The 13479-nt window shown below is 54.3% G+C and carries 10 protein-coding genes and 1 riboswitch; of the genes, 9 read left to right on the top strand and 1 reads right to left on the bottom strand.

The window, feature by feature from the left end; genetic code table 11:
• Nucleotides 1-269: 269 nt before the first annotated feature.
• The 7 genes from M0651_RS15245 (at nt 270) to M0651_RS15215 (ending at nt 10359) form a co-directional block, all read left to right on the top strand.
• Complete coding sequence (locus M0651_RS15245) at nt 270-2492, top strand: FMN-binding protein (protein ID WP_248552605.1); 2223 nt, start codon at nt 270-272, stop codon at nt 2490-2492.
• Nucleotides 2493-2650: 158 nt separating this feature from the next.
• A riboswitch (cyclic di-GMP riboswitch) is annotated at nt 2651-2735 on the top strand.
• A gap of 145 nt (nt 2736-2880) precedes the next feature.
• Nucleotides 2881-4998, top strand: a complete 2118-nt coding sequence (locus M0651_RS15240; protein ID WP_248552604.1) for a chemotaxis protein CheA — start codon at nt 2881-2883, stop codon at nt 4996-4998.
• Nucleotides 4999-5022: 24 nt separating this feature from the next.
• Nucleotides 5023-5517 carry a chemotaxis protein CheW gene (locus M0651_RS15235; protein WP_248552603.1) on the top strand — a complete coding sequence of 165 codons (495 nt, stop codon included), beginning with the start codon at nt 5023-5025 and terminating at the stop codon, nt 5515-5517.
• A 19-nt stretch (nt 5518-5536) separates the two neighbouring features.
• A complete protein-coding gene (locus tag M0651_RS15230; protein WP_248552602.1) occupies nt 5537-7351 on the top strand; it encodes a methyl-accepting chemotaxis protein in 1815 nt (604 codons plus the stop codon).
• A 3-nt stretch (nt 7352-7354) separates the two neighbouring features.
• Nucleotides 7355-8170, top strand: a complete 816-nt coding sequence (locus M0651_RS15225; RefSeq protein WP_248552601.1) for a CheR family methyltransferase — start codon at nt 7355-7357, stop codon at nt 8168-8170.
• Between the two features lie 24 nt (nt 8171-8194).
• The gene (locus M0651_RS15220; protein WP_248552600.1) at nt 8195-9250 is read left to right on the top strand and encodes a protein-glutamate methylesterase/protein-glutamine glutaminase; all 1056 of its coding nucleotides are present in this window, start codon (nt 8195-8197) and stop codon (nt 9248-9250) included.
• A gap of 152 nt (nt 9251-9402) precedes the next feature.
• Entirely contained in the window at nt 9403-10359 is a 957-nt protein-coding gene (locus M0651_RS15215; RefSeq protein WP_248552599.1) for a 3'-5' exoribonuclease YhaM family protein, read from the top strand.
• A gap of 22 nt (nt 10360-10381) precedes the next feature.
• Here M0651_RS15215 and M0651_RS15210 read toward each other — a convergent pair whose 3' ends face one another.
• Nucleotides 10382-11185: a M15 family metallopeptidase gene (locus tag M0651_RS15210; RefSeq protein WP_248552598.1), complete on the bottom strand. Its 804-nt coding sequence runs from the start codon at nt 11183-11185 to the stop codon at nt 10382-10384.
• Nucleotides 11186-11281: 96 nt separating this feature from the next.
• Here M0651_RS15210 and M0651_RS15205 point away from each other — a divergent pair, with 96 nt between their 5' ends.
• A complete protein-coding gene (locus tag M0651_RS15205) occupies nt 11282-12163 on the top strand; it encodes an ROK family protein (RefSeq protein ID WP_248552597.1) in 882 nt (293 codons plus the stop codon).
• Nucleotides 12164-12279: 116 nt separating this feature from the next.
• On the top strand, nt 12280-13464 hold the full coding sequence (locus M0651_RS15200) for a GntR family transcriptional regulator (RefSeq protein ID WP_248552596.1): 1185 nt from the start codon (nt 12280-12282) through the stop codon (nt 13462-13464).
• The last annotated feature ends 15 nt before the right edge of the window (nt 13465-13479 follow it).

The raw sequence follows: 13479 nt of genomic DNA, 5'->3' as shown, positions 1-13479 counted from the left end.
GATTTTGCGTACAGCATTTCTGCGCCAAATTACCTAGTATTTAATGGAAACCGCTTTATCTATTTTTTTCCTCCGATATGTGAATTGATTCACGTTTGCAGGGGGCGGTTTCTGGGTTGGACATCGTGCAAGAGGGAGGGGCGCGATTGCTTGGATAGCGGATCACCGCTTCTGAGCGCAGTCGAATAACAAAAGAGAACACACATTAGGAAGTAGCAGGTTATGTAATTTACATAGCTTGGTGAAATTCACAAGGGAGAGGATCGCATTTGAAAAAGCTGATTAGCCTTACCGTAAGCGCGACGCTGGTGTTATCATCCTTGTCGCTTACCGTTGGTATGTCCGGTAACCAATTGACCGGCATTGACGTGGTATCCGCCGCATCGGAGTCGGAAACGCCAGTTAAAGAATCGACGCCTAGCAAGACGACCACGCCAAGCAAGACAACAACGCCAAGCAAGTCAACAACACCAAGTAAAACAACAACGAAGACGCCTAGCAAGACAACGACGCCGGCAAAGACGACCACGAAACCGGCAACGCCTGCCAAAACGACTCCAAAACCGGCAACTCCGGCTAAAACAACGACTCCAGTTGTGAAGCAAGTTGAGAATCCGTATGCCGACGGCGTGTACGTTACTTACGGCAACGCTTATTCCAAAGGGACTGAAGGAGCTAAGGTAACGATCAAAGGCGGCAAGGTCGCTGCGATCGAACTGCTTAGAACGAGCCCTAAGCTGATTGACAGAGATGTGCGCAACAATTACAGCGGTCTCTGGAATGCTTATGAAACGATGAAAACCAACCTGCTGGGCAAAACGCAGGAGCAAGCCGCCAAAGTGGATGTTGTGTCCGGCGCAACTCGTTCCAGCGAGGGTTGGAAGCTTTCCGTCGACCGCGCTTTTCAAAGAGCCTTGAAAGAGAAGGCGAAAGGCGTAACCTATTTTGCCGGTGACCATATGGGGGTTGATCCGGAAGGCAAATACATGATCTTCGTTACCTTCGATGCCACGAAACGTACGGCGGTCAAGGTTTATCCGCTTGATGCCAATGGCAATGCCATCGAAGAAGCGAACCTGACCGAAGAGCAAGCTGCATCGGTGAAAGTCATTGCTGCCGAGCTGCTGGCCAAAGGCACAGGCGCTGTTAGTCCTAAAGGGCTGGAAGCCGAATTCAAAGCGGCTGTGAGCGCTTATTGGGATGCGGAGCAAAATGCGAAGGTAAGTAATGATTCGAAATACATCGACGGTTTCTACTCCGCTTACGGCGCAGCCCGTGATAAAGGCGTAGAGAGAGTCGATGTCTACATTCGTAACGGCAAGCTGGTTGACGTGAAGTTGTACAGACTGGGCTCCAACCTGATTGACCGCGGCGACACGGCTTATGCCGAAGTGGTGAAAGCCAACGCGCCGATGACGGCTAAACTGCTCGCTAACGGCTCGTACATCGCGAACTACAGTGATGACGTCGACGCGATTGCTGGCGCAACTGAAAGCAGCCACAGCTGGAACCTCGCGGTAGAAAGAGCTTTCGAGAAGGCGCTGAAGGCTCCGGGCAAAGCGAAGTATTTTGAAGGCACCTTCGCTGGTGTCGACAACCTGTCCAAAGTACTGGTTCTGGCTGACATCAAGGCAGACAAAGTTTCGAACGTAAATGTACTCTTATTTGGCGCCGATGGTAAACTGATCGCCGCCGACAAGCTGACGGAAGAGCAAAAAGCTCTTGTCGCTCAATTGAATGAAGGTTTGACTCAAAAAGGCGCGAACATGACGCCGATCGTAGGCCAAGAAGACTTGTCCCTTGCTGCCAGAGCCGCGTTCGCAGACTTGTTGAGCAACGCTTCGAAAACACAAGGCAACTATAAGGACGGCACCTTCACCGCCTTTGGCGACGCTTACGACAAAGGGACGAACCGTGCGGATGTCACGTTGCGCAACGGTGTCGTTGTTGGATTGAAGCTGTATCGTGTTGGTGTGAACATGGTTGACCGCGGTGCTTCGGCATATGCTGAGGTTGTTAGAGCGATCCCGATCCTGACCCGTGACCTGCTGTTTGCCGGAACGAGAGAGCAAGCGGCAAAAGTGGATGTCGTGACTGGAGCAACCAGCAGCAGCACCGCTTTGAAAACGGCTGTCGAAAATGCCTATAAGAAGGCAGAAATCAAAGAGTCCTACAAAACGGCTTACATCAACGGCATCTTTGCCGGAATTAATAAAGACAAATCCGTTTATGTCATGGTGACGGTGCAAAACAACATTCCGTTCAAAATGGAAGTATTCTATCTTGATGCGAACGGAAAAATCAAAACCGCAGAACAATTATCCGCCGACGAGACAACCGTCAAGACGGAAATTGAAACGCCAACTACCGAAGGATCGTTGCATAAATACGGGTATCGCCCGGCAGCCTTTGGTGAAACCGATGGCGTGAAGGCCGTGTCGGCCCAAGTGATCGACGCGGTGAAGAACGCGCTTGAGAACGCTGGAAGATAATTGCCTTCGCCGAAGTTGGCGAGTCTAAAGACTTGGTGCATTAAGCCCCCCAGATTGGATCTGTGGGGGCTTTTGTTATACGGTGGGGTGCCACTGAAATTCCTGGTTTACAACTTCTGTCCTGGCATGTTAGTATAAATTAACTAAAAATAGCAATTTTACTAGAAGGGCAAACTTGCCGAAAGACAAGGACGCAAAGCCACGGGCCTAACGTAAGTTTACCAAGGCGGCCGGGTTTCAGGGTAACGAGTGGATGCGTTTCTATTCTTTCAAAAAGTTCTCTTTCTTCGAAAATGCAACATGATCGAGAAAGGGTCTTTTTTATGCGAAAAATTTGTCGAAATATATCCAAATTTGTCGAACTTTGCAATAACGGGGAGCTTATGTCATGACAGAATTCGGAACTTCAGATCCCTTGTTGGAGATCTATCTTCACGAGAATTCACAGCTGTTGGAACAGCTGGAGCAAAGCGTTTTAGAATGCGAGGAAGCGAATGCGTTTTCCTCCGCCGCGATTGACGTTATATTCCGTATCATGCATACGATTAAAGGGTCTTCCACGATGATGAACTTTGACAATATTGCGGCATTGTCTCATGTCATTGAGGATCTATTTGCCTTTATCCGCGAACATCAACCTCGATTAACCGATTATTCGGCTTTATCCGATTTGCTGCTCCAAGGCGGCGATTTTATCAAGCTCGAGCTTTATAAGATCAGGCAAGGCGATTCGCCCGACGGCGATAGCTCTCTGCTGAAGAGCAGCATCCACCGCTACTTGGAGGAGCTTAAGCGCAGGCATGCCGGCCAGCGGGACGCGCCCGTTTCCGAAGAGGATGCCGGCGACATCCTGGACGAGGGCACCCACTCCATCGCACAAGACGCTCATTTGAAAGCGATCCTGTTCTTCGACGACGATTACAATATGGAAAATGTGCGTGCCTACCAGGTGGTTCATAGCCTGAAGGAGTTGACGGAGCATTTCAGCTACTGGCCGGAAGACATTGAGACCAACCCGGACACCGCGGAAATGATCAAAATCCAGGGATTTCAACTGTTTTTCCGCAATGGGGAAAGTCCTGAAACCATTACCGCCTTTCTTTCGCAAGCGCCTTGCCTCAAGCATCTTGAGATCAGTGAAACGACGCCGCCTGCGGGGATGTCGGAATCTGCTTCCCCGCCGGATTTCATGCCGGAGCCCTCTGTTGACGTTCGCTCTGCCGACGATCTATCGTCTGCCGCGGAGCAGCCGCCCGTCGCCCCAACCGGTCATCCTACGCTCCCGGAGGAAACGCAATCTCTTGCCAAGCCATCCGTTTCCACCTCGGGAACGCAGCAATCCAGCTTCATCAGCGTGAATCTGGCCAAGCTGGACGAGCTGATGGATCTGGTCGGGGAACTGGTTATCGCCGAATCGATGGTCACGCAGAACCCTGAATTGGCGGGGCTTGAGCTGGAACAATTCCGGAAGGCGGCGCGGCAGCTGCGGAAGATTACCGGAGAGATTCAGGATAAGGTCATGTCCATTCGAATGGTACCGCTGGTGAATACGTTCCAGAAGATGAACCGGATCGTCCGCGACATGTGCAAGAAACAGGAGAAGCAAGTGCGGCTCCAGTTGGTTGGCGAGGATACGGAAGTGGACAAGAACATTATCGAGCACATTTCGGATCCGATCATGCACTTGGTGCGCAACGCGATCGACCATGGCATCGAAGCGCCGGGTGAGCGGGCTGCCTCCGGGAAGAACGAGACCGCAACGCTGACGCTCGAGGCCAAAAACGTCGGCGGCGAAGTGCTGATCCTCGTTCGCGACGACGGTCGCGGATTAAACCGGGAGAAGATCATGGAGCGGGCGCGGGAGCGTAATTTGATCTTCCGGGACGAAGCAGAAATGAGCGATCGTGACATCTACAACCTGATCTTCTTGCCGGGATTCTCGACCAAGGAAGTCATTACCGAATTCAGCGGACGCGGTGTCGGCATGGACGTTGTGCTGCGGAATATCGAAAGTGTTGGGGGAAGCGTCTCCGTCGACAGCGCCGCAGGCGAGGGAACAACGATCAGCATCCGCATTCCGTTGACTTTGGCGATCATCGACGGGATGAACGTCAAGGTGGGGAGGTCCCGATATACGATTCCGACCACGGCGATCAAGGAGTCGTTCCGAGCCGACCCTGGCAGCGTCGTGGTAGACCCCGAAGGCAACGAAATGGTGATGGTGCGGGGACAATGTTACGCCGTGCTGCGCTTGTACGAACGATTTAAAGTGGCGACCAACGTTACGGCAATGGAGGAAGGCATATTGATCATGGTGGAGCAGGACGATCAGACGTTCTGTATCTTTGCCGATCAGTTGCTTGGTCAGCAGCAGGTCGTCGTGAAAAGCCTGCCGTCCTACATCCGCAAAATCCGTAATATCCGGGGGCTTGCAGGCTGCACGATGCTTGGAGACGGAAGCATCAGCCTCATCCTCGACGTCGGCGGACTTGCTCTTACATCATAGAATCCCGAAGGAGAGAACCAGGTCATGACAAATCCAACCACGCAGCTGCAAACCGAGCAGGAGGACGATACGCAAGCGGGAAAGTTCCTCACATTTCTGATCGGAACCGACGTATACGGCATCGAAATCCGGTATGTCACGGAAATTATCGGAATTCAGGCCATCACGGAGGTGCCGGAGCTCCCGGAGCATATCCGCGGGATCATAAATTTGCGCGGAAAAATCATTCCGGTCATGGATGTGAGGCTGCGCTTTAAAAAGCCGTTTCGCGACTATAACGACCGGACCTGTATCGTCGTTGTGGAACTAAGCGAGGTTTCGATCGGTTTGATCGTCGACAGCGTGTCCGAGGTCGTACAGATCGCCGAGGAGGACATCGTTCCGCCGCCGGACCTCAAAGCAGGGAATCCCCAGGGGTTCATCAAGGGGGTTGGCAAGGTCGGAGGAGAAATTAAGCTGCTGCTGGACGGCGACAAGCTGCTTCAGCATGAGGAAGCCGAGCATTTAAGTCATCTATGAAACTAACGGGGGGATACACATGTTGAAGAAGCTGACGATCAAAACGCGCTTAATTTTTGCCTTTTCCATTATGGTTATTGCGATGATAGGACTTGGCCTGTACTCGATCAGTTCCGTCAGTAAGGTCAACAACCAGTCATCGCTGATCAGCGACGAGTGGCTTCCGGCCATGGACGCGGCGCATACGTTAAATACGATGACGTCCGATTATCGAATTTCCGAGCTTCGTTATGTCATGGCCGGCGGAAGACCGGAGTTATTAGAGCAGATGAAGGCACGTCTGGAGGAGGAAGGCAAGGGGCTGCAGCAGCATATCGACAATTACGATCAGAAGCTGAGCGGGCAAGAGGAAAGGGAAATATATGAGAAGTTCAAGCAAGAATGGAACGATTACCTGAAAACGAGCGAGCAGGTTCGTGCATTCGTTGCCCAGCATCGGACGGATGATGCATTCGACCTGATATCCGGCGATTCTAAGAAGGAATTTGATGACGCTTCGAACTCCCTCTTGAATCTCGTGAAGTTCAATCAGTCGAATGCGGACAAGGAAAGCGATGAAGCCGATGCGATGTACAGCAGCACCTTCGGCGTGCTGATCACCATCCTCATCGTGATGGCGCTGGTAGCCGTGGGATTGGCAGTATTAATTGTCCTGAGCATCACCAGACCGATCGGGAAGCTGTCGAAAGCGGCCGAAGCCCTGGCGCTCGGCGACGTTAGCGTCAGCGTGGATACGACTAGTCAAGATGAAATCGGCAAGCTGATGCAAGCCTTCTCCCGGATGATCGGCAGCATCCGCGACCAAGCCCGGGTCGTGGAGCAGGTAGCCAACGGCGATTTGACCGTTCAGGTGAAAGTGAGATCAGAGCAAGACCTGATGGGGATCAAGCTGCAGGAGATGGTAGAACGGAACAACGAGATTCTGGCTAGCATCAATACGGCGGCGGATCAGGTTGCTTCCGGCTCGAAGCAGGTTTCCGATTCCAGCATCGCGTTGTCTCAAGGCGCCACCGAACAAGCCAGCTCCGTCGAGCAGCTTACCGCCTCGCTGGAGGAAATCTCCACCCAGACGAAGCTGAACGCGCAGAACGCCAACGAAGCTAATAAACTGGCAGCCGATTCCAAGCAAAGCGCGCTGCAGGGCAACGAACAGATGAAGGATATGCTGGGGGCGATGCGCGAAATCAACGAGGCGTCCGGCAGCATCTCCAAGATCATTAAAGTGATTGACGAAATCGCGTTCCAAACGAATATCCTGGCGCTGAATGCCGCGGTGGAAGCCGCTCGCGCCGGGCAACATGGAAAAGGCTTCGCCGTGGTCGCCGAGGAGGTGCGCAATCTGGCAGCCCGTTCGGCGAACGCTGCCAAGGAGACGACCGACATGATCGAAGGCTCGATCAACAAAGTACAGGAAGGCACACGCATCGCCGATCAAACGGCCGAGGCGTTGAAATCGATCGTCGGGGATATCGAACAGGTGGCCGGCTTGGTCGGCGATATAGCTATGGCTTCCACGGAGCAAGCGGCAGCCATTACGCAGATTAATCAAGGGATATCGCAGGTATCTCAAGTGATTCAGACCAATTCGGCCACTTCGGAGGAAAGCGCCGCAGCCAGCGAGGAATTGTCGAGCCAGGCCGGACTGCTGAAGCAGCAGGTGGCGCGGTTCAAGTTGAAGCGCAGCCATTATGCCGATTATGCCGGCAGGGAGGAAATGAATCCCGAGGTGCTGCGCGTATTGGAACAGATGAATGAACCGCGGAAATCCGAGTTTGGCAGCGGAACCGGAGCTCCGAAAATTTTGCTCAGCGACTCGGAGTTCGGAAAGTACTAAGCCATGATTGTCATTACGAACGAGGAGTTTCGGCAACTGTCGGAATATATTCGCCAACATTACGGAATCCATTTGAAGGAGGAGAAGCGCGCGCTGGTGATGGGCAGGCTGCAGCAGGTTCTGGTCAGCAAACGCTTTTCCAACTTTAAGGAATATTATCAATACGTCGTTTCGGACCGTTCCGGGGAAGCTGTGATGACGCTGGTGGACAAAATCACGACCAACCATACGTTCTTCATGCGGGAGTTTGACCATTTCGAGTTTTTGCGCGACCGCGTCCTGCCTTATTTGGAAACGGTGGTGAAGGACCGGGATTTGCGGATCTGGAGCGCGGGTTGCTCGTCAGGCGAGGAGCCTTATACGCTAGCGATGCTGCTGGACGAATATTTCGGCGCGGGCAAACCGCTGTGGGATGCCAAGGTGCTGGCAACGGACATCTCTGCGGAAATATTAACCAAAGCGCAGCGGGGGGAATTCGGGGCTGACGACCTATCGGCATTGCCCCCCTCCTGGCGCATGAAGTATTTCAATGCCCGGGACCGCGAGCATTTCACCGTCAGCGACAAGCTGAAGCGGGAAGTGATTTTCCGCAAATTCAACTTGATGGAGCCGACGTTTCCGTTCAGGCGCAAATTCCACGTCATTTTCTGCCGGAACGTGATGATCTACTTCGACACCCCGACGAAGGAAGCGCTGGTGGACAAGTTCTATAAGCATTTGGAGCCCGGGGGTTATCTGTTCATCGGCCATTCCGAATCGCTGCAGCGGGAAACGACGCCGTTCAAGTATATCCGGCCGGCGATCTATCGGAAGGATTAACAAGGAGACGAGGGGGGGAGTGCAATGGGGGACAACCGTAAGTTGCGCGTGCTGATCGTCGATGATTCCATGATGTACCGCGAGGTATTGGCTTTAGGGTTATCCTCGGATCCGGCCATCGAAGTCGTCGGTAAAGCGGTGGACCCGTTTGATGCCCGGGATCAAATATTGCGGTTTCAACCGGACGTGATGATATGCGACGTGGAGATGCCGAAAATGAACGGGATCGAATTCCTCCGCCGCTTGCTTCCTCAATACACGCTGCCGGTCATCGTCGTCAGCACGATCAGCGATGCCGTCTTCGACGCCATGGAGGCGGGGGCTGTCGACTTCGTCTGCAAGCCGGATCCACGGTCGCCTAGAGGCGTTGAAGGGTTCATTCTGGATTTGATCGATAAGGTGAAAATAGCAGCCAAAACGAACGTGGCGCCCCGCCGTTTGCATGCCGAACGAAAGAGCGCAGGACTACCGGTGCCGGAGCGTCCGTTCGGTGCCGGCCAAATCGTCGCCATCGGCGCATCCACCGGAGGAACCGAGGCGATCTCCTATTTGCTGAACCGGCTGCCAACGTCGTTTCCCGGAATCGTGATCGTCCAGCATATTCCGCCGGTTTTCTCCCGGATGTTTGCGGACCGCTTGAACCAAAGCACGTCCTTTACCGTGAAGGAAGCGGCTTCCGGCGACATCGTGGAGCCGGGGAAAGTACTGGTCGCTCCGGGAGACCGGCATATGCGGCTGCGCAAGGTGGATGGCCGGTATCGGGTCGACTGCTTTGAAGGCGACAAAATCAACGGCCATTGCCCGTCGATCGACGTCCTGTTCGACTCGGCCGCCCGGGAATGCGGCCCGCGGGCCGTCGGCATCATCTTGACCGGCATGGGCTATGACGGAGCCAAAGGCTTGTTGGCGATGCGCCGCAAAGGTGCGCGGACGTTGGGGCAAAATGAGCCTTCGTCAGTGGTGTACGGGATGCCCAAAGTCGCTTATGAATTGGGCGCGGTGGAGAGGCAGGTTTCACTGGAGCTGATGCCCCGGGCATTATGCTCTATGCTGCTGGAGGAGCCCAAGCGGGAATCGTAATTTTTTCGAGAATGGAAGGACGTTGTCTCTGTGATATCACGGGGCGGCGTCCTTTTATGTATACCGAGATAAGTTGACGAAGGGAAAAGGCGCTGAGCTTTTGGCAGTCCCATAGTATAATGGATTTATCAATGGATTTGGAGGAATTATGCGTGACGCAAATTAATCAGTTAAGAAATCAGGATGAGTTCGTGGGCTTTTATTTGCTGAAGGAGCTGGAGGTAAAGCAGACGAACGCCAATCCGCCAAAGGATTATTTGGATATCGTGTTGTGTGACGCGACAGGGGAAATGCCGGCTAAATTTTGGGATGCTTCGTCAACCGACAAGGAAACGTTCTTCCCGATGGGGCTGGTAAAGGTGCGGGGGATCGTGCAAACCTACCGCGAGAAGCTGCAGGTCAAGATCATGCAAATCCGGCCGGCTAATCCGGAAGACGGGGTGAGGCTGACGGATTTCATCCGTTCCGCGCCGATCTCATCCGAGGCGCTGATTCATACGATTCAAGGCGTGATCAACGATATCGCCGATGAGGAGATCCAAGCAATCGTCCGGTATTGCGTTGGGAAGGTGGAGGAGAAGCTGGCCCATTACCCCGCAGCCAAAACACATCATCATGCTTATTTCGGCGGATTGGCTTACCACATGGTACGGATGCTGGAAATTGGCGATTTTCTGTGCGGACAGCGTTTGTTCTTGAACCGGGATTTGCTGAAGGCAGGGATTATTCTACATGATATTGCCAAGCCTGAGGAAATGGTGGCCGAACTCGGCATCGTGTCCGAGTACAGTACGCCGGGCAAGCTGCTTGGGCATATTTCCATGTCCTCACAATGGATAACCGAAGCGGCGATCCGCCTCGGCATCGCATTGGATTCGCCGAAGGTGCTCGGGCTGCAGCATTTGGTGTTGTCTCACCATAATTTAGGGGAATGGGGCAGCCCGGTGCAGCCGCAGACGCCGGAGGCTGTCGCCCTGCACCATATCGACGCGCTGGACGCGAAGCTGCAGATGGTGGAGGACGCATTGGCTACAACGCCGGAGTCCGAAGCGTGGACCCCGCTGATTCGGGGTCTGGAGAACAAGGGGATTTACCGGTTGAAGTGGTAAACAGCGGCATAACGACGAAAGGCTATTCTACGTCAAAATCGAAATAGGTAGACGGGTAAGGCTCGTTTTTTAGCGTATAATGCCACCATTCCTTGCTATAGGGCTTGAAGCCTTGCTTGACCATCGCCGTTTTGAGGACATAGCGGGCCGTACGCTGCGCCTTGGTCAGACCGTCCGCCCCATGTGCGGAAATCGAGCCAAGGAAATCAACCCGGCTGCCCATGTCCACTTCCTCGCCGGTCTTCTTGTAGACCAGCGTAAGGTCCACCGTACTGCCGCGAGAATGGCCGGATTTGGAGGACAAGTAACCTTGCTTGAATAGATTCTTCTTATCCACATCGGGATAGAAACGTTCTTTCATCTCGGTATCGAGAGGATCCTTGGACCAACGGGCGAAAAGATCCACCGCTTTCTGCGGACGGTAAGCGTCGATGATTTTCAGGCGATAGCCTTGGGTTTCTAAATCGTCGTTGACCTTCTTCAACGCACGGGCGGCGCGTAGGGTCAGGATCGCAAAAGGTCCGTTGTACCCGTCGATCCGCTCCCCGATGAAGTTGTCACCGGTATAATAGCGGAGATCATATGCGGCGCTTGGGATTACCTCGTCAAGATAAACGAAGCCCTTCCCTTTGGGTAGTTGATATTTCTTGGTGATCTCGGAAGCTTTAGAGGAGATGGCTGCTGGCTCGGTTTGCTTGGGTGAGGCCGCGGTAGATCCCGTGCTGGGTGTGTTCACACAGGTGATCAGCATCAGGGCGGTCAGGGCGAACAAGCCCATCTTTTGGGCTGGCCGGGACGCTTGTTTGTTTTTAAGGAAAGGGTACATGATCATACTCCTTACACCAATAGAATGATAGATAGGATACAGCGATAGAATTCTATGATTATAGCATATCCCAGACATTCGAAGGAGGAGATATCGATGCGGATCGGAGCAATCGAAGCGGGCGGGACGAAGTTCGTCTGCGGCGTCGGAAATGAGCACGGCGTGATCGAAGACAGCGTTAGTTTCCCGACGGAGTTGCCGGAACCAACCCTGGAACGGGTGATTGCCTATTTTAGCGATAAAAATGTAGAGGCCATCGGCGTGGGATCGTTTGGCCCGCTCGACATCAATCGGGACAGCGCCACTTACGGTTACGTAACGACGACGCCAAAGCCAGGCTGGAACGGATACGATGTTCTTGGCAAGTTAAAGAAGAGATTTGACGTTCCCTATGGCTGGGATACGGACGTGAATGCCGCCGCCTTGGGCGAGGCGAAGTGGGGCGCGGCTCAAGGTCTGGACAGCTGCGTGTATTATACGGTGGGGACCGGCATCGGCGTCGGGGTGCTGGCGGAAGGCAAGCTCGTGCACGGGCTGATTCACCCGGAGGGGGGCCACGTCCTGCCGCGCCGGCATCCGGATGACGATTTCCCCGGCTTATGCCCGTATCATGGCGACTGCCTGGAAGGCATGGCTGCGGGTCCGAGCCTGGAAGCACGCTGGAAGGCGAAGGGGCATGAGCTGGCTCCGGATCATCCGGCCTGGGCCATCGAAGCCTACTATTTGGCCCAAGCGGTAACAGGCGCCATCCTGATGCTCTCGCCTCAAAAAGTGATCATGGGCGGCGGTGTGATGCAGCAACCGCAGCTGTTCCCGTTGATACGCGAGGAGGTTCGGCGGAATCTGGCCGGGTATGTGAATGCTCCGGCGATATTAAGCAACATCGGCGACTACATCGTCCCGCCGGGCTTGGGCAGCCGGGCAGGACTTTGCGGTGCGCTTGCCCTGGGGCTGGAGGCTTTGACAAGCCGCGGCTGATGCTCCTGGAGGAGCGGTTCGCGGAACGTTTCAAACATGGTTCGACAATCGCGATATATCATGATATATTATAATATATATCATGTCCTTTTTTAGGGGAACGTGGGAGGAACGTCATGAGTGAAAGTACCTCGTCAAAACCGATGTACGAGAAAATTTTTGATGATGTGAAACGGCAAATCCTGGACCATAGCTATAAGCCCGGGGACCGAATTCCGTCGGAGAAGGAACTGGCCGAGGAATATCAGGTGAGCCGGATTACGAGCAAGAGAGCGCTTGAAATGCTGGCCGCCGAGCACATTATCGTTCGAAAACCGGGACGCGGTTCTTTTGTCGCCGATCCGGAAGCCGATGGGGTCGGTGCGGCGGAGCATGGCCGGCTGGACGGGACCTACGGCGGGAACAGAGCGGACGGGGAAGCTGCCGGGAAGCTGATCGGCGTCGTGCTGACGGATTTCGCCGGCAGCTATGGAACCCGGCTGATTTACGGGATGGAGGATGCTGCACGGGAGCAGGATTGTTACCTCGTCCTGAAGCGTACGTTCGGCATCCAGGAGAATGAAGAAGCGACCATTCGCAAGCTGCTGCAGCTGGGAGTGGACGGCTTGATCGTATTCCCGGCGCAGGGGGAATACTTTAATGCGGAAATCCTCAAGATGGTGATCGAACGCTTTCCGCTGGTGCTGATCGACCGGGAACTGAAAGGCGTAGCAGCGGCCTCTATCAGCACCGACAATGTGAAGGCGGCACAGGAGGCGGCGGAGTATTTGTTTGATCTTGGGCACGCCCGCATTTCGTTGTTGTCCCCGCCGCCGGTCGATACGTCGGCCGTCGAGGAACGGATCGAAGGGTTCGTGCAGGCGCATGCCGGCCGCGGCATCGCCGCGGAGCGGGAGCTATGGATCAGCGATCTGACCTCCACCCTGCCGAACTCATTCAACGACGAAAACATCGAACGCGACATTGACAAAATCATGCGCCATTTGCAGGCGCATCCGTCGATCACGGCGTTCTTCGCCATCGAGTACAACATTGCGCTGCTGGCTAAAGCCGCAGTAACGCGGCTCGGGCTTCGCATTCCCGAGGACGTATCGATCATCTGCTTTGACAGTCCGCAGTTCCGCATCGGCGAGGGCTACGCCTTCACCCATATGCGCCAAAGCGAAGAAGACATGGGCAAGCTGGCCGTGGAGAATGTGCTGGCCCTGCTTGAGAACCGGCCTTCAGCGAACAAAATCAAGCTGCCCGCCGCGCTCGTTCCAGGCGAGTCCACCGGACCTGCAAGAGAACGGCGCAAGTAGCGCCGGGCTCGCCTG

The organism is Paenibacillus mellifer (assembly GCF_023195895.1).
Taxonomy (GTDB): domain Bacteria; phylum Bacillota; class Bacilli; order Paenibacillales; family Paenibacillaceae; genus Fontibacillus; species Fontibacillus mellifer.
The sequence above is the reverse complement of the archived record's forward strand: the minus strand, read 5'-3'. Positions and strand labels throughout refer to the sequence as shown.